Here is a 19,380-nt window from a genome sequence, read left to right on the forward strand (position 1 = left end):
CAGAAAAAAGTAAATTTTAAGAAGAAGGTGGATGAAATTGAATCAAAATGCACCAAATGAATTAGAGTATATTCGAGAGTTTTTAAATACATGGAGAATACCAAACGATACGAGAGAGCCAATTGATTTGCTGCAAACAGAAGGGGATATAAAGAAATTTATGAAAGAATCTTTTCATGAAGAGCTTCTATTTCATACGATAGAAGAATTAAAAAGTTTTCGAGAAGATATTCGGATGACAATTGAAGGAGAAGGATCGTTGCAAAAATGGTTGGAGAAATATCCATTTCAAGTAAACGTAAGGGAAGATATGAAAGGTATTACATATGAACCAATGCGGGAAGAAAATATGTATACAAAAGTATTAAGCATTGTGTTAACGGCAATTCAAGAAAATTTGTGGGGAAGGTTAAAAGCATGTCCAGATTGTCGCTGGGTATTTTACGACCATTCGCGAAATGGGAGCAAAAGATGGTGCGGTATGTATGCTGGAGAAGAAGGAGGAAGAGCGTGCGGTACAATTGCAAAAGTGAAAAATTACCGAGCGAAGAGAAAAGGAAGAACGGGTTATAATGTGTAATTAATAGTAGGGGAAGAAAATGGATGGGGGAATGTAGAATATGAAAGGTACACAAATGTTAGCTTTAAATAAAAAGTGTTGGGATACAGTTGCACCTTATTTCTTTCAAGTGGACTGTTTACCGAAATATGGCCCGTATACAGCGTCTGAAGATGAGATTCATTTGTTTGATTCAATTAAAGGTAAAAAGGTTCTTGATATTGGATGTGGAAGTGGGCATTCGTTGCAATATATGGCGGAACATGGTGCAGAAGAATTGTGGGGACTTGATCTTTCGAGCACACAAATTGAAACGGCACATGAAACGTTACAGTCGTGGAATCCAAAGTTAATATGTGGAGCAATGGAAGAGGAAAGGGATATTCCGAAAGGGTATTTTGACATAGTATACTCCATCTATGCATTAGGTTGGACTTCAGATTTAAGAAAAACGTTGGAATTAATTTATTCTTATGTAAAGCCAGGAGGAAGCTTTATTTTTAGCTGGGAGCATCCCGTATATTCAAACTTAATGTATGGAACAGAGGAGATTGCTTTCAGCTCGTCTTATCATGAAGAAACTCCTATTATGTTTGAAACATTTAAAGGGGAAGATGTACAAGCGACATTATATAAACGAAAAATGAGTACATACATAAATGAGTTAAATAGAGTTGGTTTTACAATTGAGAGGATTGAAGAGCCTGAACCATCGAGCTCGTTTGATGAAGAACTAGCTGAGCCGTCTACGAAATATTATTCTTTACATAAAGCTAGGATGGTGCCGACTACTTTTATTATTAAGGCAAGAAAATGAAAAATACAGCGTACACTGAAAAAAGCGTACGCTGTATTTTATTAAAGGTTAGTACTTATCTCTTCGGTTGAAAAATATGTTGAAAGAAGTATTTGTGATGTAAGTTATCTACAATTTTATTTGCTTGATATGTGCGATGTTGCTCGAGTCGGAGTCTTTGCTCCATCATTTTGATTGCGTGATCAGATAAACGTAACATAATACATATCCCCTTTTCTATAAATATAGGTGACTATTTGGTATCGATCCCATATTTATAACTAAGGAGGCAAAATGTGTAGCATAGGCAAAAAGCACCTTCCTCTCCCATTACGCTTACGAGGTTAGCTGTCGGACTCGGGAAGTGAGAGTTCCCTACTTAAAAAAGATTCGCCCCAAGTAGCATAGCTACAAAAGTGGTTCCCCCGCTCCAAAATTTGGACTCAGCAAAAGGTTTTATAGAGTAAAAGATAACATAAATAATCAGGTTAGTCAAACTATTTATTGTTTTCTGTCTTTTTTAGTGAGGTTAAAATCACACCATCAGGCAATACGATATTTTGTACTTCGATAAAGCCATGTTTTTTATATAAAGACAAAGCAGGTGTATTTTCTTTCCCTGTTTGTACAATATATGTTTTGGAAGAGGAGAACATGTCAAATATATATTGTAATAGCTTCGTCGCAATTCCTTTATGAAAATGATCGGGGGACACTACTAAACGATGAATATCAACTTCCTCTTTATCAATCTTAAAAGAAATAAACCCGGCAAGTGTATCTTCATAAAAATAGCCGTAGAAAATTTCATCACATGATTGAATATCGGCTATAGTATCATAAAGTCGAGGGATAGCTGTACTATTTATATATTTTGCCTCGATTTCATAAGCGGGTATTTGAATGTTTAAAATAGAAGTAGCGGTTCTGTGAGAAGTTGTTACTAATTTTTGAATCACAGGGTAAAACCTCCTTTTAGACTTTCTTTTCATAGATTTGACAACATTTTTCTTTTTTGGATATAATAATTATAATAGCTACATAATAATTTAGTATGAAAAAGAATTACACTATAATAGAAATGGAGGACTAAAGATGGGATGGATTATCACATTAATAGTTGGTGCTATTATAGGTGCAATTGCTAGTTCTATAACGGGTAAAAATTTCCCAGGTGGTATGTTCGGTAATATAATTGCAGGTTTATTAGGTGCTTCGTTAGGTGGTAAGTTATTTGGATCCTTTGGGCCATCATTTGGTGGGATTCATGTCGTGCCAGCATTATTAGGAGCAATCGTGTTAATTTTTATTGTATCATTTGTAGTGAAAGCTGCAAAGAAATAGATATATAGATTATGATGAAAAGCCCTGAATAAGGGCTTTTCATCATTCGAAGAGGTGGTTTCGTTGGAGAAAATAAATATAAGAAAAAGAGATAAGCTGAAAAAGTTTTTTAGAGAACACAATTATTTAGCAGTGTTACTTGGGTTTGCACTATTGTTCATTAATATTTTGTTACTAACAAAAATATCATTTGTTTTTACGCCATTTATCGTCTTTTTAAAAACAATTTTCTTCCCGGTATTATTAGCGGGCGTACTATTTTACATTTTGCATCCATTCGTTTCACTTTTAGAAAAGAAAGGTGTTTCAAGAATCGTATCGATAGCCTCGATATACTTAATCGTAATTGGGTTATTTGTGTTTTTAGTTTTAACGGTTATTCCAATTATTAAAGATCAAATTGATGCATTAATAGATAACTTACCGTATTTCGGTCATGAAATTGAACGAGCAGCACGTAGATTCGGAGAAAGTAATTTACTAGGGAAAATTCAGGAGAATTTAAATATTGATGTAGCGAGTATGGTAAAAGACTACACAGTTGATTTTACGAAGTCGTTATCATCAGTAACTGGTAATGTAACTGGATTTTTAAGCACTGTGACAGAGGTCGTTTTAACGTTTGTAATGGTTCCGTTTATATTGTTCTATCTTTTAAAAGATGGTGAGCAATTACCGAATCATTTCTTAAAGTTTATTTCAGAACAAAGACAACCAGCAGCAATGAGAATACTAGATGATATGCATTATGCGATTAGTTCGTATATTAGAGGACAAATTATCGTTAGCCTATTTATCGGTATTATGCTATTAATTGGTTACCTTATTATCGGTATTAAATATGCGGTACTACTCGCTATTTTAGCGATGATTGTAAATATCGTTCCGTACGTAGGACCAATTATTGCAATTACACCAGCTTTAATTATTGCGTTTATTGATTCGCCAGGGATGGTTTTAAAGGTAATTATCGTAATGATGGTCGTACAATTAGCAGAAGGTAAATTTATTTCTCCGCAAGTCATGGGGAAAAAGCTAGATATTCACCCGATTACTATCATTTTTATTATTTTAACTGCCGGAAATTTATTTGGAATTATGGGCATTATTTTAGCAATTCCAGGGTATGCGATCTTAAAAGTGTTAGTTACGCACGGTTATCGATTTGTTAAGTTGAATACGTAGGAAAAAGAGCTAAAACAGTATTATCTGTTTTAGCTCTTTTTTATTAACAATTGATTTGCATATTGGCGTGCCCATTGATCCGCTTCTAATATAGCATCTAGTGAAGGATCTTTTACGTTATGATGGGCTTCAACTGTTTTGTAAATTGTTTTTTCAATATCGAAAAAGGCAATTTCATTTTTTAAGAATAGTGCATTCGCAATTTCATTTGCTGCGTTTAATACAGCAGGAGTAGTACCACCAATTTTGCCACATTCATATGCGTATTGTAGACAAGGAAACTTCTCTAAATCTGGTTTTTCAAAATGTAAACTACCTATTTTTAATAAATTTAATTTTTCATAGGAAGAAGGTAGTCGAGTAGGGTAGTGAAACGCATATTGAATTGGCATTCTCATATCAGGAGCACCGAGCTGTGCTATAACTGATCCATCGATAAACTCTACTAAAGAATGAATAATGCTTTCTTTATGAATCATTACATCAATTTTTTCATAAGGAATATCAAATAACCATCTCGCTTCCATTACTTCAAATCCTTTATTCATTAATGTGGCAGAATCAATCGTTAGTTTTGCCCCCATTAACCAGTTTGGGTGCTTTAAAGCATCTTTCGCTTGTAGAGTTTTCATTTCTTCACGTGTTTTATCACGGAATGCACCGCCAGAAGCTGTAACGATTAATTTGTCAATTTCTTTATTATTTTCTCCGTTTAAACATTGGAAAATAGCTGAATGTTCGCTATCGACTGGAATTAAACGACATCCGTTTTGTTTGGCCAGTTCAGTTACAATATGACCAGCTGCAACTAACGTTTCTTTATTAGCGATGGCAATATCTTTCTTCGCTTTTAATGCTTCAATTGTTGGGAGTAATCCTGAAACACCAACGACGGAACTTAATACAAGATTTGAATTAGGGTGAGTAGCTACTGCAATTAAGCCATCTGTTCCGTATGTGATTTTTGTGTTGGTTGAAATACGCGTACGAAGCGTGTCTGCTAATTCTTTTGTCGCGACGCTTACAATGCGAGGTTGAAACGTTTTGATTTGTTGTTCAAGAAGCTCGATATTATAATTTGCGGTTAAACCGACGATTTTAAAATGTTCGGGATGAGCTGAAACGACATCTAATGCCGATGTGCCGATGGATCCTGTTGAACCTAAAATGGATATATATTTTACCATGAAAAAACCTCCAAAGTTGTTTCGAGTATTTCTGCAAATCTATATAGTATTAGACAATTGAAGTGGAAATTCCTGCTAAATAAAATAGAAAATTCGGGTTTGTTTGGAAGTGAAATGTGATAAACTGTAAAAAATAACGAAAAGCGATGAAAGAGAAGAGTACATATTCAAAACTTTTCAGAGAGCTGATATGTGGTGGAAATCAGTAAGGGATGAATATGGAATGGGCTCTGGAGCTTCTAACTGAAATGAGTAGGTAAAGACGGTTGCTTCACGTTAAGAAGTTGAAGTGAGCTATTCATGATAGCTAATTAAGGTGGTACCGCGGGAGCCTCTCGTCCTTTTTTAAGGATGAGGGGCTCTTTTTATTTTGAGAAAGGAGGAGTTAGGTTGAGCGAAAAAATAATGTTAACAGGAATTAAGCCGACAGGTTATCCGCATTTAGGAAATTATATTGGCGCTATTAAACCTGCGTTGCAAATGTCAAAGAGGAATGAAGGAAAAGCATTGTATTTTATAGCAGATTATCACGCGTTAAATGCTGTGCATGATCCGGGTCAGTTTAGTAGTTATACGAAAGAGGTAGCTGCTACTTGGTTATCGCTTGGACTTGAAGAAGATGTTATATTTTACCGACAAACAGAAGTGCCGGAGATTCTAGAATTAGCTTGGATATTAGCTTGCCTAACTCCGAAAGGGCTTATGAACCGTGCTCATGCGTATAAAGCGAAGGTGGAGCAAAATAAAGAAGGGGGTTTAGAGGTCGATGCAGGAGTGAATATGGGATTATATACGTATCCGATCTTAATGGCAGCTGACATATTGCTATTTCAGGCTACGCATGTGCCAGTCGGAAAAGACCAAATTCAGCATATTGAAATTGCGCGTGATATTGCGACGTATTTTAATCATACTTTTGGCACGACATTTACACTTCCGGAGTATGTCATACAAGAAGAGGGCGCAATATTACCAGGGCTTGATGGAAGAAAGATGAGTAAAAGTTATGGGAATGTGATCCCATTATTTGCAGAGCAAGAAAAACTAAGGAAATTAATATTTAAAATCAAAACCGATTCTTCACTTCCAAATGAACCGAAAGAACTAGAAATGTTATTTACAATTTATAAAGAATTTGCAACGGAAGATGAAATGCAGTCAATGCGTGAAAAATATGAAACTGGCATTGGCTGGGGCGATGTGAAAAAAGAGTTGTTTCGCGTTGTAGATCGTGAGTTAGCTGGACCTCGTGAGAAATATGCAATGTATATGAATGAACCGAATTTATTATATGAAGCCTTGGAAAAAGGTGCTGAACGGGCAAGAGAAATCGCGAAGGCAAATTTGGTGGGAATTAAAAAACGGATTGGATTTGAGAGGGGACGCTGAGCGTTCCCTTGTTTTTTTACAAAAAACCGAACGAAATTTCAATTTGTTACCAATATAGAGTGAGGAGGGATAGAAATGATTACAGCTCTCGAGTTAAAAGTATTGTTATTCCAAATAGGAACAGAAATTGTACCACCTAGTAATTTAAAAGAAAAAATTTTAATTCAGGTTAATTTGGTGGAGGGAATAAAACTTAATCATGTTGAGGTGAATAATGATGAGTGAAGTTGTGTTAGCAGTTCAAGATTTAAGTAAAACATATGAGAGTGTAGATACAAATGTTAGGGCGTTACAAAATGTATCTTTGGAGTTAAATAAAGGAGAACTCCTTGCCATAATGGGAACGAGTGGATCTGGAAAGAGTACATTATTAAACATTCTTGGTGCTCTAGATAAGCCTGATGAGGGGGTTATCTATGTAAATGGTGAAGTGCCTGAAAATATGTTCATTGAACCGTATGCGACAGAGTATAGAAGGGATAACATAGGATTTATATTCCAGTCATTTCATTTATTAAAGGATTTATCTGTAGAAGAAAATATTGCGTTACCCCTCATATTATCAGCTAATTCAGAAGAGGAGATACGAGAAAAAACAAATAAAATATTAGATGTTCTTGGTTTAGTAAATTGGAGAAATCATCGACCAGTTCAGCTTTCTGGGGGACAACAACAACGTGTTGCAATTGGTAGGGCGTTAATAACATCTCCTCCAATTGTTCTTGCAGATGAACCTACTGGGAATTTAGATTTCAATACGTCTAATGATATTTTACGAGTACTAGTCGATATGAAACAAAAATTTAATCAAAGTATGATTCTTGTTACTCATGATCCCCACATTGCTACGTACGCAGATCGGGTTCTCTTCTTTCATAATGGAGAAGTTGTTGATGATTATACGTGTTCTCATGGAGTAAATGATATGAATATTATTTTAGATAAATTTAAAAAATTAATGGAGAAATCAAAATGATAAAATCAGTACGAGGATTAAGTTTACGCTTTTTTAAGACGAATAAATTCACTGCTATTTCCTCTATAGTTAGCGTTATGTTGGCTGTTTCTCTAATTGTTACGATGATTGTATTTTCGAGTCATGCGAAACAGTCTGTTATAAATGAAGTGAAAAATGTATACGGAGATATGGATTTATCTGTCGGATATAACCCTGATCAAAATAAGTTGATGGATAAATCTTTACTGCAAAATATTAAGGAACAAGAAAATGTTGAATACATGTCAAAAGTATTAGTAAATCATTTGCAAGTAAATAAATTGAATACAGCTATTTATACAGTAGGTGTTCAAAACGATTCATTATCTAAAAGTCGATATCATTTTTCTAAAAATATATCAAATGAGGAAGTAACATTAAATGATGGATTAGCAGAAACTTTACAAGTAAAAGTTGGGGAAAAGATTGAAATCGAAAATAAATCATATGTAGTAAAAGAAGTGTTGCCTGATATAGAAGCTGGAGGTTCAGCTCCAGATATACTTATTTTATCTGAAGGTGCGGTGAAACAGCACATATATGAAAAAACGGGTAAACACAATGAAGCTACTTATTTGTTAATAAAAGCAAAAGAGAATGCAGATGTACTAGCATTGTCTAGTGAAATTCATAAAATAGACAAAGAATTAAGAATCGATATTGCGGAGGAAGACGAGTTTTTAAAAAGTAATTTAGCATCATTACATATTTTTATAATCGTTTTATCTACATTAATACTTATTGTTACTGCGTTATTGTTGGTGTCTAATTTTGAAGTGTTTTTATATAAATATAAAAGTCAATTTGCTATTATGCGATCAATGGGAGCAACAACGAAACAAATGTTTAAAGTTATATTTATTCAATGTAGTGTAATCAATTTCTTTGGTGGAATATCAGGTTTGTTACTAGCTGTAATAAGTAACCGTTTTTTACAAAGTTGCCTAGAGCATTTATTTGCTTTTCAAATTAATTCAATGAATTTTGACTATAAAATAGCAATTGTAACAGTGATTTTTAGTATCTTTTTTATTGAACTGTTTATGTTATATCCGTCATACAGAAGTTCGAAAATATTGCCAGTAAAGCTTATGCGGGAGAATGAAGAATCCGATTTTTCTAATAAAAAAATACGCAGTATTATGGGGAAATTCCTTTTAATGAGTAGCTTATTTTTAACTGTTTTAGGTGGGTTTGTAGCAAATAAGGGAGATACGCAGGCAATAGTGATATTAATAGGAGCTATATTTCTCGTTTTAGGAGTATATATTTTATTTCCGACTTATCTCTCTTCGATATTAATAGCATGTCTACCTATAATGAAAAAAATATTTGGAAGGAATACATTTGTTGCTATTAAAAATGTAATTCCGCAAGTAAGAAAAAATACATTTGTTATCTTAATGATAAGTACAATGATGGTGATAGTTGTCTTCGGATCCACTATATTTAAAACGATGCAAAAAAATAATGAAAGATATTTACAACGAGAATTTCCAACACATATTGTTGTGGAAAATCGTTTGAATAATGATTCAACCATTTCCTCACCTCATACACAAAATATATTTAAAGAAATAAGTAGTGTAAAAGGAGCTAGTACGATTAGTACGAACTCACTCGCAGAATTAAAGCAAGGTGAAAAATATATTACTTTTGACTATAATTTAGGTGATGTAAAGGAAATGGAAAAGCAAGGATTACTGCCAAAACTACCTGCAAACTTCGAGAATAGTATAATTGTTACAGAAGAGTTAGCGGGGCGATATAAACTTCATGTAGGCGATATCATTCAATTGGGTCTATTTTCAGAACAGGAACAAAAAGTTAGACCGATTGGTAAGGTAGAAGTTGGATTAATTGTTAACGAACTACCAAATTCGCCTTCGGTACTCATGGATTGGAGTAATGTAACATATAAACAAGATTATACAGTTTTTGAGCGTGCATTTATTAGTTCAAATAATGAGAGAGAGACGTTGAAGCAATTAAAGAAAGTGAAAGATCAATATCCACAATTAAAAATAAGTAGTTATAATCAATCATTAAAACAATCTAATTTAATGTTTCAGCAAAGGTGGTCCATTTTCATCGTTGTTATTGTAGTGATTTTGTTTAGTGTGACATTAGGGGTATGTAATACACTTATAAATAATATTCAATCTAAAAGAAAAGAGTTTGCTATTTTACGAGCAATAACAGTTAAGAAAAAAGGGGTTGTACAAATTATTTTGACGCAAGTTAATTTATATGTACTTATTGGAATCGTACTAGGGGCTGTTATAGGAGCATTATTAACCTATATGGTAAGTATAATAGATCGTACACCTTTATTTTTTGATTTCAAACTTATCTTAAGGGTAATAGCGGGGATGTTTGGAATAGTCTTTATTATTTTTATACCTTTTGCTAATAGAATAGGAAAAAGGGACATTGTAGAAGAGTTAAATAAGGATAATAAATAAAAGAGGTTAACCCAAGTTGCTATTCAGCTACTTTTGGGTCAATCTCTCTTTTTATTAAAAGTTGATTTTCATATTGGTGTGCTCATTCATAAATGTATAGTGCATTATTTTAGTTAGATGCCACCGAGTAATATCATTAGGTGAAGTAAGGAGTTCGCATTTCTTTTTGAAACTTATTAGTTGCATATATTAAAAAGTGTGCTACTATAGGGATACTTATTAAACTTATTTAATAAGTATAATTAAAGTAACTTATTAAAGGCATTTAATAAGTGCGGTTCATTCGATAACAAAGGAGATGATTGTATGAAAACGGAAAAAGAAAAGATGTTAGCGGGAGAAATGTATATTGCGGATGACGAAGAATTAGTAGCTGATAGGGTGGAGGCAAAACGTTTAACACGCCTTTATAACGAGGCGGTGGAGACAGGAGATGAGAGACGTTTTACGTTATTAAATCAGCTTTTAGGTTCTTCAGCTGATGGGAAAGCCCAAATTAATCCTGATTTTCGTTGTGATTATGGATACAATATCCATGTTGGAAAGAGCTTTTTTGCAAATTTCAATTGTGTGATTTTAGACGTTTGTGAAGTTCGAATCGGTGATCATTGTATGTTTGCACCTGGTGTTCACATTTATACTGCTACGCATCCTTTACATCCGGTAGAGCGGAATTCTGGTAAAGAGTATGGGAAGCCTGTAAAGATTGGTAACAATGTTTGGGTTGGCGGGGGAGCTATTATTAACCCTGGTGTTTCAATTGGAGATAACGCTGTAATTGCTTCAGGGGCAGTTGTGACAAAAGATGTACCTAATAATGTAGTAGTTGGTGGTAATCCAGCTAAAGTTATTAAAACGATAGAAGAATAAAAAGTGTTTTCATTAGAGTATAAATTATCGTATAGACAATTTGAAAGGTGTTTCATATGAAGAAAGATTTTACAGAGAATGATACAAAGACGCTACTTGCCTCTCGAAATGCTCTATTCCTCTTATTTGCTTTGCCAGGTGTCGCGTTTGCTACATGGATTTCTAGAACGGCAGCGGCGCGAGATATTTTAGCGGTGTCAAATGCAGAAATGGGCTGGATTTTGTTCGGATTATCTGTCGGTTCAATAATTGGTTTACTGAGTGCAAGTCACTTTATTGACGGTAAGGGAGCTAGAGACGTTATTATAGGTAGTATGTTTTTTATGATCGTTGGATTACTTTGTTTAGGTATTACTATTTATTTTGTTTCTAGTATGGGGGCTTTTGGTAGCTTACTAGTATTTGGAGTAGGATATGGATTAGCAGAAGTTGCATTGAATGTAGAGGGTTCTTCTATTGAGCAGAAACTAGGAACAACTCTTCTTCCGAAATTTCATGGCTTTTTTAGTGTAGGAACTTTAGTAGGCGCTCTCAGTGGTTCTGCCGCCATCTCTCTTCATATCCCAATTTTGTATCAATTCCTTGCGATTTCGGTCGTGTTTGTATTACTTGTATGTATGTTGTATCGCTTTCTTCCGCATGGAACAGGAAAGAAGGAGAAATCACGGAACAAAAAGCGAGCGAAGCATACTCCTTTACGTATGGAAAAAAAGGTGCTTTTACTTGGTCTTTTTGTGCTTGGAATGGCATTTGCAGAAGGAAGTGCGAATGATTGGCTACCTATCGTGATGGTAGACGGACATCAGCAAAGTGTAGTGACAGGTTCTATTATGTACACTATTTTTGTATTGGCAATGACATTGGCTCGAATGTGCAGCAGTTATTTTCTAGATCGATTCGGTCGTGTCGCTGTCGTACGTGCTACTATTATGATGGCTATTATAGGAATGACAATTGTCATATTTGGGAGTAACTCATATTTTCTAGCGCTTGGTGTAGTACTATGGGGGATTGGTGCCGCACTAGGTTTCCCAATTGGTCTTTCTGCTGCTGGAGATAGCGGCGAAAATGCGACTTCTAATGTTGCGACAGTTTCTATAATCGGTTTTACAGCGTTTTTAGTCGGACCACCATTTTTAGGGATACTTGGAGAAGCATTCGGAATACGTAATGCTTTGCTAGCAGTTTTATTATTTGTTATCTTGTCTGGAATTGTATCGTCTGTTACGAGAGAGAATACATCGAGTTAAATACGGAGTGCCGCTAGTAGAAATATATCATCTCTATTGCTTTAGAAAACGATGTATGATATATTGTCAACGCAACTTATTAAAAGTGTTTAATAAGTATGTTGATTAAGGTGGTGAGCGATTTGAGTGAACAGTTTGTTACTCAAAAATCGATTAAAGAGACAATCCTTCGCGGCATTCGTAAAGTTATTTTAGAGCGAGGTAGTGCAACGAAAGTTGAGCTTAGTAATACATTAGAAATCAGTTTTCCAACGATAAGTAAATTTATAGAAAAAATGAAACAAGATGGTGAAGTCACTTTAGCTGGTTTAGATGATTCAAGTGGTGGAAGAAGAGCGAAACGATATGAATATAATCCAGAATATATGTTAGGTTTAGCAATATTTTTAGAAAAAAATGAGACAAACTATACAATTTTCAACTGTTTAGGGGAAGTAAAAGAACAAGGAAGTACTTCAAGTGTATTAATTGATACGGGCGTAAATGTATTATCTAAACATATTGAAAGTCTTATCGCTACATTCCCGAAAATAAGCTCTATATCAATTGGTGTGCCTGGTTCGGTTGATAATGGTCGCATTTTTTATATTCCTGGATATGAAAAGTTCCAAAATTTTAATTTGAAAAGTCATTTGGAGAATCTCTTTTCTATACCAGTAGTAATAGAAAACGATATGAATGCTGCAGTGCTTGGTTATTATAAAAACACCGGAAACTATGATAATTCCTCTCTTGTATATTTGTATTCCGGTCAAAATGGTCCAGGTGCAGGTATTATGATAAATGGAGATGTAGTACGAGGAAGTACATTTTTCTCAGGAGAGGTATCTTTCGTTCCGCAATATGATAATAAAAATTTCTTACAAGCTTTGAGAAGTGAAGATTCAAATAATCCAGAGGAATATAATATAGATGCTATTACTCGTTTAATCGCTACATGTATAGCTATTATTAACCCTCATGCCTTTATCTTCTGTGATGATGAAGTGAATCAATTTGTTATAGATCAAATTGTAAAAACTTGTCCGCAGTACATTCCGGCGGAACATATTCCGAAAATAACAGTGAGTAATTGGAAAGAAGATTATTTATATGGATTAAAAAGTCTAGGACTTGATCTTATGATTACGAGAACGAATAAAGAAAATTAAATGTACTGGCAATGAAGCATTCAATTGTTAGTTGAATAACATAAAAGAAAAGGTGTCGATTATGAAAATTGAACATGTAGCAATTTGGGTGAATGATTTAGAAGGAATGCGTGATTTTTATAAACAGTACTTTAATGGCGAAGAAAATAGCTTATATCATAATCCGAAAAAGCAGTTTGAATCTTATTTCATAACTTTTGAAGGCGGTGCGCGTCTAGAACTTATGAAGCAGGTAGGAATAGATGATAATACACAAACACAAACAATAGGATATGCGCATATTGCTTTTTCTGTAGGTAGTAAAGAAAAAGTGAACGAATTAACAAATACATTAAGAGAAGCAGGGTACCCTGTGGTAAACGGCCCACGAACTACAGGGGATGGTTACTATGAAAGTGTAGTAAGTGATCCTGAAGGAAATCAGATTGAGATAACAATCTAACATTTTGTTTACTAAAAACGAATGAAAATATAAAACTTTGTTGTTCCCCAAAATGTTTACAAGAAACCTATTATTTCTGCAGAAAGGGGGACATAACATTGAGTGAGTCAATTTTGATTTTCTGTATATATCCATTGCTTATTTGTATTTTTTCAATAGCTGTGACATATAAAGTAGGTACATTTTACGTGATGCCAATGGTAACATTTCTTATTTTTCTTATGTTAAATGTTACAGTGCACGATCCAGTATTTTTCTTTTGGGTGGGCATGTATACGATTCTTTCATTTATCGTTTCTTATATAACTATACTTTTTATAAAGGGATATAAAGTTGTAGAAAGAGAACGTTAATATCATTTTGGGGAAATAGGGAGTTACAGTGAACGATAAAAACCTCATTTCACGTTGTAATGACGAGAAATGAGGTTTTTATATTACTATATAAAATGAATGGAAGGGCCGTTCTATTTCACGTATAAATTGGATTGCTGAAACTCCTGAATAATTCTTTCAATAACAGGAGGAAGGTTACTAGGTAACTCATCAAGTGGAAAGAAGCGTAGTTCTTTCGATTCCGTATGGTCGCATACAAGCTCACCATGGAATTCGCGGCAAATATAAACAACGAGTACACCGTGTACTTGATCGCCATTTGGATAGATTTGAAAGAAATCTGGTCCTGAGTATGTACGGAATAGTTCTGGATTTTTGATAATAAGTCCCGTTTCTTCATATACTTCTCGTTTTAAAGCGTCTTCTAGTGTTTCGTTATATTCTAAGGCGCCGCCAATAATACCCCAGCGGTTAAAATCTGTACGGAGCTGCATTAATATTTGATTTTTCTCATTTAATATAATAGCGTGTGATCCTATTAAAATCAGTGGCTGGTTTCCTACTAAATTTCTCATATCTTCAATATAACCCATAGTTGTTCTCCTTATATCTAGTAATAATTAGGAAGTTCTTTTAACATTCTTTCTGTTTTCCGTGCTGTAAAGGCTAAGTTATGATCATCTTTCGTTCTGAAAAATAAAGTGCGTAAAAAGGTTTTAATGTTGGCACATAAAATACAATACTCATTTAACGAAAGGCGTTTTCTAATTTGAGGAAGCCTTTTTATTTTTTTATGAATAATAGAAATTAACTCGTCTTGCGGAAAGTCATGATACAACATCGCTAGTAATGGCGTAACAATTCGTTCATCTTCGTTATTATGAAAAAGGTCAGATGGAATAAAGATTTTATTTAATAAGCAATGAATTAACTCCTCGTACCATTCAAAAGTTGTATACGTATTATGAACAATTTCCGTAAAGGCATCAGATACGTGAGCAAGACAATGAGCCCATCCTTTATTTTCAATATAGCCCCGAAAATCTGTTTCTAAGTTTGTATATGTAATGAGTTTGTTTTTTATTTCTTCGATATCCTCCTCAGTAAAAAAGTAGTGCGAGTTAGCGAATTGGAGTATTAACGCAATTAACGAAACAGTGTATGAACGGGTGAAAACTCCATCTGTATGCGGAGTGTAAATGTCACAATATAAATACTCATCACTTAAACAAGTATGTAAAAGCAATTTCAGCTGATCATCCATAAGAAATTCATGATGAATAAAATGCACAAAACATTTATAGATAAGTTGATAACGAACGTAACTATCAGTCGTTCCGATAAACTGAAGCATGTTCAAAGTTAATTCATTAATATCTATATGTTGTAGTTGCGTATAGTCATTTTGTTGTATAAGCTCTAACTGTTGTTGCAATGCTGTAATATCCAATGGAGAACCTCCTCCGCACTTTAAAGATGCGATGTTTTCTAGTATTCTATATATTCAAGGACAATCCTGCTCATGCAAGGAGAACAAGTAGAAATTCGAGTATGACATAGATGAGGGAAGAATATGACGACGATAGAACAGTTAGAAAAACATTTTAAAATAAGAAGAAATGCTTCTTCAATCATGATAAAAGAAAATAATGCAGAAGTTTTTACAGAAGAGCAATTAAAGGGAATCATGCAATATTGCGTTGCTGAGGCTGAAAAAGAGGGAATTGAAAACGTACATTTTGAGATTTCTTCGAAAAGCCCAAATTATGATGTGTATAAGAAATGTTTCGAAACGTATTCTTTTGAATATGTTACGGAAAACATGATCGTATTTAAGGATATATACGAAGTAGAAGATGTAGAAAGTGATATTGATTTTAAGTTGATTGAAGAAGTAGGAGAAGATGCTTTTTATTCTCTTTGGAGTGAGATGACCGAAGAACAAGTCACTTATGATCAATTTGTAAATATGATGCTACAAGAAATTGGTGAGCAGTGGAAAGAACATTGTTTAACAGCCAGTATTGATGAAGAGCCGATCGGAATTGTAATTCCGCATATTGAGAGAGGTACGTTAGAAGAAGGGAAACTCATGTATTTCGCAGTCGCTCCGAATATACGAAATAAAGGGTATGAAGCAGCATTCTTTACAGGTGCAATGTTTGTCTTAAAGGAAATAGGTGCTTCTTATTATATTGGTGAGGCAAATGTACAAAATGAGTGGATGAAGGATGTTTTTGAAAAGAACGGATGTCAGCTGCTTAGTTGTACTGAGCGGTATGTGAGGAAGTTTTAGGAGGATGAATGATGTACTTTCTTGAACTCATTTCGAGGCAATCCGTGTACAACTTATGAACAAGTAAAAGAACTTTTTACCTGTTTGTAAGATAAAAAGAAAAATGAGAACGACAAAGTAGATATTCCTATAATAAAATAGAGAAGGATTAGACTATACGAAGAAAGCGTTGGTGAAAGAATGGGGCAGCAAAGACATTGGTTACAAGCAACTGTAGAAAGAAATGAAGATAATACGTTACAAATAAAATGGGAAAATAATATAGAAGAAGTTCGTATTTATTGGAGTACTTCACCAGATCATATTGAAGAAACTGGAGAATTACTTGCAACGGTAAATGGAGAATCATCATATACAATTGAAAACCCGAGCGACAATGAGCGTCCATATTTTAGATTAGTAGGTAGTAATGGACAAGCAGTGACAGTAGCTGAGCGTAGATTGCCATTACAAGGAGCGTTTAACTTCCGTGATATGGGAGGATATGAAACGCTTGAAGGCCGTAAAGTAAAATGGGGCAAGTTGTACCGTTCTGAAGAATTAGCAGGATTAACAGAGTGGGATATCGACTATTTACAAAAGTCTGGCTTAAAGTTAATTTGCGATTACCGTACAGACTTTGAAGTGAAGCATAAGCCAAACCCTGAGATTACAGGAGCTCGTCAAGTGTGCTTACCAGTTATGCAAGACTTAGCAAAAGACTTGAACATAAATGAGTTTTTCCAAGTCGGTGACCTTTCTATGTTAGGGAAACCAGGCGAATATCTTGTGAAAATGAATCAAGATTTCGTAAGTGGTAATGAAGCATTCGTGAGCTTCTTAAACTTAGCGCAAAACCCGGAAAACTTACCGTTAGTAAACCATTGTACAGCTGGAAAAGACCGTACTGGATTTGGATCAGCATTATTATTACTTTTACTAGGTGTACCAGAGAAAACGGTAATGGAAGATTATTTACTAAGTAACGGTTTCCGTGAAAAGTTAAACGAGAAAATGATGGCCTTTTTAGGTGCAAAACTACAAAACGATGAGAGTAGAGCGATATTAGGTGCGATGTTCGAAGCGCGTGCTGAGTATTTACAAGCTGCGATTGATGAAGTGAAAAAGCAATATGGTTCAGTTGAAGCGTATGCTGAAAAAGCACTTGGCTTTACGAAAGAGTCGTTAGAAGAAATGAAAGTTTTATTGTTAGAAGATAAATAAAGAGGAGGGAGGCTGATTGGATTAGCCTCCTTTTACTATTGTTGCTATAATTCTGTTAATGAGGATGTTGTGCACCGAGGAGAAAATGGATGAAAAGAACTTACGAATCGGGGGATAAAATGATTCATACACGTGGAAAAGCAGAGGGGTTAAGAGAAAAGCTAGCAACAATACTAAGTCAAGATTATAAGGAATTAGCTGTTCAGGATTTAAAGGTGATTGGAACGGGAGTGCAAAATATTGTTTTTCGAGGAGATTCAGAAAAGGGGTCTTTGGCATTTCGAGTGCCGTGGGAAAGAGAAGTAGAAAATATAAATGAAGATTTATTTAATAGTCGAATTTCATTGAAAAAGGAAGCAGAGCTTTCTAAGTATTGTCATTCAAAAGGTATTTCGGTGCCAAAGATACACGGATTGCACCTTTCTGCCGAACTTGATTTTTTAATTTCGGATTGTGTGTATACTGATCATATGCCAATTTCTGCGCACAAAATAGGAGAGTTAGTGAGCAAGCTTCATAGCATGCCAATTGATGGTTTGCATTACGAACAAAATATTAAAGAGCCGATTAGTAAGTATATAGCAGAAAGAATTGTGAAACGGGTAGAAGGGTTTAATACAATCACAAACTGTGGAATTAAACTTCCAGATACAAAAACAATTGAACATATTCTTAGTACAACGGATAATGAAAAGTGTTTACTACATATGGATATTCGACCAGCTAATTTAATCGGGTATAATGGAGAAGTTAAAGCAATAGTTGATTGGGATAACGCTTTAATTGGTCATCCATTGCTGGAGCTAATGAGAATAGCTGAAACTAATGAGATTAGTTGGGATGAATTTAAAGATGGATATAAGAATGATAGTATCTTTAATGTTACTCATCATATCGTTAGTTTATTTTATAGACTAGATACAGCTGTCATGCTAGCAAACTTATTTATAGCACATTTGAAAATAAAAGATAAAGGTGTATTCTATAAAGAGCGGGTTAAAGCGCTTCATCACGAAATATATAAAAACTTATAAGCAATGAGAACGAAGCTTTTAAAATAGGAATTAAGGAGAACATCATGAAATACAAAGTTATATTATTCGACGTAGACGATACATTATTAGATTTCCCTGAAACGGAAAAACACGCATTACATAATGCGTTTGTACAGTTCGGTATGCCTACAGGGTATACTGATTATCTTGCAAGTTATAAAGAGATTAGTAATGGGTTATGGAGAGATTTAGAAAATAAAATGATTACGCTAAGTGAATTAGCGGTAGATCGATTTAGACAATTGTTTGCACTGCATAATATAGAAGTAGATGCGCAGCAATTTAGTGATGTATATCTTAAAAACTTAGGGAAAGAAGTACATCTTATAGAAGGTGCAGTGCAATTATGTGAGAAGCTACAAGATTGCAAGCTAGGTATTATTACGAATGGATATACGAAGGTACAACAATCAAGAATCGGAAATTCGCCTTTACGTAACTTCTTTGATCATATTATTATTTCTGAAGAGGTTGGCCATCAAAAACCAGCACGTGAGATTTTTGATTATGCGTTTGAAAAGTTTGGGATTACGGATAAATCAAGTGTACTAATGGTTGGAGATTCGCTCACTTCTGATATGAGAGGCGGAGAAGATTACGGCATTGATACTTGCTGGTATAATCCGAGTTTGAAAGAGAATAAGGCAAGTGTTAAGCCGACTTATGAAGTGGAGAGCCTGCTGCAAATTTTAGAACTTGTAGAAGTGGCGGAAGAAAAGGTAGTATCATTTTAATCGTGTCGATATTTGTTGATAAGTCGATATTCTTTGTCGAATCGTTGATATATCGAAAAAATCGTTGATATATTTTAAGTTACGGTAGATATATTTGAAAAATCGTTGATATATTTTGAATT

The 19,380-nt window shown here is 34.4% G+C and carries 22 protein-coding genes, 1 riboswitch and 1 other annotated feature; of the genes, 17 read left to right on the forward strand and 5 right to left on the reverse strand.

Annotation, left to right across the window (positions count from 1 at the left end; genetic code table 11):
- Positions 1 to 37: 37 nt before the first annotated feature.
- Both AC0L0O_RS07665 and AC0L0O_RS07670 read left to right on the forward strand, forming a co-directional pair.
- Entirely contained in the window at positions 38 to 580 is a 543-nt protein-coding gene (locus AC0L0O_RS07665) for a CGNR zinc finger domain-containing protein (RefSeq protein WP_149283370.1), read from the forward strand.
- A gap of 40 nt (positions 581 to 620) precedes the next feature.
- On the forward strand, positions 621 to 1,376 hold the full coding sequence (locus tag AC0L0O_RS07670) for a class I SAM-dependent methyltransferase (protein ID WP_000679186.1): 756 nt from the start codon (positions 621 to 623) through the stop codon (positions 1,374 to 1,376).
- Between the two features lie 55 nt (positions 1,377 to 1,431).
- Here the strand turns inward: AC0L0O_RS07670 and AC0L0O_RS07675 are convergent, their stop codons facing one another.
- Positions 1,432 to 1,575, reverse strand: a complete 144-nt coding sequence (locus tag AC0L0O_RS07675) for a hypothetical protein (RefSeq protein ID WP_000945244.1) — start codon at positions 1,573 to 1,575, stop codon at positions 1,432 to 1,434.
- 97 nt (positions 1,576 to 1,672) lie between these two features.
- Positions 1,673 to 1,814: riboswitch (cyclic di-AMP (ydaO/yuaA leader) on the reverse strand.
- A 38-nt stretch (positions 1,815 to 1,852) separates the two neighbouring features.
- Entirely contained in the window at positions 1,853 to 2,314 is a 462-nt protein-coding gene (locus tag AC0L0O_RS07680; RefSeq protein ID WP_000615126.1) for a GNAT family N-acetyltransferase, read from the reverse strand.
- Positions 2,315 to 2,450: 136 nt separating this feature from the next.
- On the opposite strand from AC0L0O_RS07680, the gene AC0L0O_RS07685 reads away from it, so the two are divergent.
- Positions 2,451 to 2,699, forward strand: a complete 249-nt coding sequence (locus tag AC0L0O_RS07685) for a GlsB/YeaQ/YmgE family stress response membrane protein (RefSeq protein WP_000539725.1) — start codon at positions 2,451 to 2,453, stop codon at positions 2,697 to 2,699.
- 63 nt (positions 2,700 to 2,762) lie between these two features.
- Complete coding sequence (locus tag AC0L0O_RS07690) at positions 2,763 to 3,884, forward strand: AI-2E family transporter (protein WP_000411472.1); 1,122 nt, start codon at positions 2,763 to 2,765, stop codon at positions 3,882 to 3,884.
- A 29-nt stretch (positions 3,885 to 3,913) separates the two neighbouring features.
- Here AC0L0O_RS07690 and AC0L0O_RS07695 read toward each other — a convergent pair whose 3' ends face one another.
- The gene (locus tag AC0L0O_RS07695; RefSeq protein WP_000241807.1) at positions 3,914 to 5,071 is read right to left on the reverse strand and encodes a 1-deoxy-D-xylulose-5-phosphate reductoisomerase; all 1,158 of its coding nucleotides are present in this window, start codon (positions 5,069 to 5,071) and stop codon (positions 3,914 to 3,916) included.
- A 137-nt stretch (positions 5,072 to 5,208) separates the two neighbouring features.
- Positions 5,209 to 5,417, forward strand: a binding site (T-box leader).
- A 5-nt stretch (positions 5,418 to 5,422) separates the two neighbouring features.
- Here AC0L0O_RS07695 and AC0L0O_RS07700 point away from each other — a divergent pair.
- The 9 genes from AC0L0O_RS07700 to AC0L0O_RS07740 all read left to right on the forward strand — a co-directional run bounded on the left by AC0L0O_RS07700 (position 5,423) and on the right by AC0L0O_RS07740 (position 13,988).
- A complete protein-coding gene (locus AC0L0O_RS07700) occupies positions 5,423 to 6,460 on the forward strand; it encodes a tryptophan--tRNA ligase (RefSeq protein ID WP_473785701.1) in 1,038 nt (345 codons plus the stop codon).
- Between the two features lie 75 nt (positions 6,461 to 6,535).
- Positions 6,536 to 6,685 (forward strand): hypothetical protein, encoded by a 150-nt coding sequence (locus AC0L0O_RS07705; protein ID WP_000626982.1) that lies wholly within the window; start codon positions 6,536 to 6,538, stop codon positions 6,683 to 6,685.
- Positions 6,678 to 7,436 (forward strand): ABC transporter ATP-binding protein, encoded by a 759-nt coding sequence (locus tag AC0L0O_RS07710; RefSeq protein ID WP_000005815.1) that lies wholly within the window; start codon positions 6,678 to 6,680, stop codon positions 7,434 to 7,436. Before AC0L0O_RS07705 ends, AC0L0O_RS07710 begins: the two co-directional genes overlap by 8 nt.
- Positions 7,433 to 9,922: an FtsX-like permease family protein gene (locus AC0L0O_RS07715; RefSeq protein ID WP_000597772.1), complete on the forward strand. Its 2,490-nt coding sequence runs from the start codon at positions 7,433 to 7,435 to the stop codon at positions 9,920 to 9,922. The genes AC0L0O_RS07710 and AC0L0O_RS07715 overlap by 4 nt, the downstream gene beginning before the upstream one ends.
- Positions 9,923 to 10,228: 306 nt before the next feature.
- Positions 10,229 to 10,792 (forward strand): maltose O-acetyltransferase, encoded by a 564-nt coding sequence (locus AC0L0O_RS07720; RefSeq protein WP_000845621.1) that lies wholly within the window; start codon positions 10,229 to 10,231, stop codon positions 10,790 to 10,792.
- 56 nt (positions 10,793 to 10,848) lie between these two features.
- Positions 10,849 to 12,042 carry an MFS transporter gene (locus tag AC0L0O_RS07725; RefSeq protein WP_000710723.1) on the forward strand — a complete coding sequence of 398 codons (1,194 nt, stop codon included), beginning with the start codon at positions 10,849 to 10,851 and terminating at the stop codon, positions 12,040 to 12,042.
- Between the two features lie 122 nt (positions 12,043 to 12,164).
- Positions 12,165 to 13,193: an ROK family transcriptional regulator gene (locus AC0L0O_RS07730; protein WP_473785702.1), complete on the forward strand. Its 1,029-nt coding sequence runs from the start codon at positions 12,165 to 12,167 to the stop codon at positions 13,191 to 13,193.
- A 61-nt stretch (positions 13,194 to 13,254) separates the two neighbouring features.
- Complete coding sequence (locus AC0L0O_RS07735; protein ID WP_000687566.1) at positions 13,255 to 13,635, forward strand: VOC family protein; 381 nt, start codon at positions 13,255 to 13,257, stop codon at positions 13,633 to 13,635.
- A gap of 98 nt (positions 13,636 to 13,733) precedes the next feature.
- Positions 13,734 to 13,988 (forward strand): YbeF family protein, encoded by a 255-nt coding sequence (locus AC0L0O_RS07740; RefSeq protein WP_000004309.1) that lies wholly within the window; start codon positions 13,734 to 13,736, stop codon positions 13,986 to 13,988.
- Between the two features lie 113 nt (positions 13,989 to 14,101).
- Here AC0L0O_RS07740 and AC0L0O_RS07745 read toward each other — a convergent pair whose 3' ends face one another.
- Positions 14,102 to 14,563, reverse strand: coding sequence for an NUDIX hydrolase (locus tag AC0L0O_RS07745; protein WP_001984559.1), 462 nt, complete (start codon positions 14,561 to 14,563; stop codon positions 14,102 to 14,104).
- 17 nt (positions 14,564 to 14,580) lie between these two features.
- On the reverse strand, positions 14,581 to 15,420 hold the full coding sequence (locus AC0L0O_RS07750) for a DUF2785 domain-containing protein (protein WP_000355443.1): 840 nt from the start codon (positions 15,418 to 15,420) through the stop codon (positions 14,581 to 14,583).
- A gap of 123 nt (positions 15,421 to 15,543) precedes the next feature.
- Between AC0L0O_RS07750 and AC0L0O_RS07755 the strand changes: the two genes are divergently transcribed.
- The 4 genes from AC0L0O_RS07755 to AC0L0O_RS07770 all read left to right on the forward strand — a co-directional run bounded on the left by AC0L0O_RS07755 (position 15,544) and on the right by AC0L0O_RS07770 (position 19,258).
- The gene (locus AC0L0O_RS07755) at positions 15,544 to 16,266 is read left to right on the forward strand and encodes a GNAT family N-acetyltransferase (protein WP_000207387.1); all 723 of its coding nucleotides are present in this window, start codon (positions 15,544 to 15,546) and stop codon (positions 16,264 to 16,266) included.
- 180 nt (positions 16,267 to 16,446) lie between these two features.
- Positions 16,447 to 17,469: a tyrosine-protein phosphatase gene (locus AC0L0O_RS07760; RefSeq protein WP_473785703.1), complete on the forward strand. Its 1,023-nt coding sequence runs from the start codon at positions 16,447 to 16,449 to the stop codon at positions 17,467 to 17,469.
- A gap of 89 nt (positions 17,470 to 17,558) precedes the next feature.
- Positions 17,559 to 18,503, forward strand: coding sequence for a phosphotransferase family protein (locus AC0L0O_RS07765; protein WP_411500888.1), 945 nt, complete (start codon positions 17,559 to 17,561; stop codon positions 18,501 to 18,503).
- A 44-nt stretch (positions 18,504 to 18,547) separates the two neighbouring features.
- On the forward strand, positions 18,548 to 19,258 hold the full coding sequence (locus AC0L0O_RS07770) for a YjjG family noncanonical pyrimidine nucleotidase (protein WP_000875895.1): 711 nt from the start codon (positions 18,548 to 18,550) through the stop codon (positions 19,256 to 19,258).
- Positions 19,259 to 19,380: the final 122 nt, after the last annotated feature.

It is taken from the genome of Bacillus sp. GS3m_15504 (genome assembly GCF_055825275.1).

What these genes read in the sequence shown, in the direction of transcription:
- AC0L0O_RS07670 (WP_000679186.1), top strand. Translation starts at nt 621, where the DNA reads ATGAAAGGTACACAAATGTTAGCTTTAAATAAAAAGTGTTGGGATACA.
- AC0L0O_RS07675 (WP_000945244.1), bottom strand. Translation starts at nt 1,575, where the DNA reads ATGTTACGTTTATCTGATCACGCAATCAAAATGATGGAGCAAAGACTC.
- AC0L0O_RS07685 (WP_000539725.1), top strand. Translation starts at nt 2,451, where the DNA reads ATGGGATGGATTATCACATTAATAGTTGGTGCTATTATAGGTGCAATT.
- AC0L0O_RS07695 (WP_000241807.1), bottom strand. Translation starts at nt 5,071, where the DNA reads ATGGTAAAATATATATCCATTTTAGGTTCAACAGGATCCATCGGCACA.
- AC0L0O_RS07700 (WP_473785701.1), top strand. Translation starts at nt 5,423, where the DNA reads ATGAGGGGCTCTTTTTATTTTGAGAAAGGAGGAGTTAGGTTGAGCGAA.
- AC0L0O_RS07705 (WP_000626982.1), top strand. Translation starts at nt 6,536, where the DNA reads ATGATTACAGCTCTCGAGTTAAAAGTATTGTTATTCCAAATAGGAACA.
- AC0L0O_RS07710 (WP_000005815.1), top strand. Translation starts at nt 6,678, where the DNA reads ATGAGTGAAGTTGTGTTAGCAGTTCAAGATTTAAGTAAAACATATGAG.
- AC0L0O_RS07715 (WP_000597772.1), top strand. Translation starts at nt 7,433, where the DNA reads ATGATAAAATCAGTACGAGGATTAAGTTTACGCTTTTTTAAGACGAAT.
- AC0L0O_RS07720 (WP_000845621.1), top strand. Translation starts at nt 10,229, where the DNA reads ATGAAAACGGAAAAAGAAAAGATGTTAGCGGGAGAAATGTATATTGCG.
- AC0L0O_RS07725 (WP_000710723.1), top strand. Translation starts at nt 10,849, where the DNA reads ATGAAGAAAGATTTTACAGAGAATGATACAAAGACGCTACTTGCCTCT.
- AC0L0O_RS07735 (WP_000687566.1), top strand. Translation starts at nt 13,255, where the DNA reads ATGAAAATTGAACATGTAGCAATTTGGGTGAATGATTTAGAAGGAATG.
- AC0L0O_RS07745 (WP_001984559.1), bottom strand. Translation starts at nt 14,563, where the DNA reads ATGGGTTATATTGAAGATATGAGAAATTTAGTAGGAAACCAGCCACTG.
- AC0L0O_RS07755 (WP_000207387.1), top strand. Translation starts at nt 15,544, where the DNA reads ATGACGACGATAGAACAGTTAGAAAAACATTTTAAAATAAGAAGAAAT.
- AC0L0O_RS07760 (WP_473785703.1), top strand. Translation starts at nt 16,447, where the DNA reads ATGGGGCAGCAAAGACATTGGTTACAAGCAACTGTAGAAAGAAATGAA.
- AC0L0O_RS07765 (WP_411500888.1), top strand. Translation starts at nt 17,559, where the DNA reads ATGAAAAGAACTTACGAATCGGGGGATAAAATGATTCATACACGTGGA.
- AC0L0O_RS07770 (WP_000875895.1), top strand. Translation starts at nt 18,548, where the DNA reads ATGAAATACAAAGTTATATTATTCGACGTAGACGATACATTATTAGAT.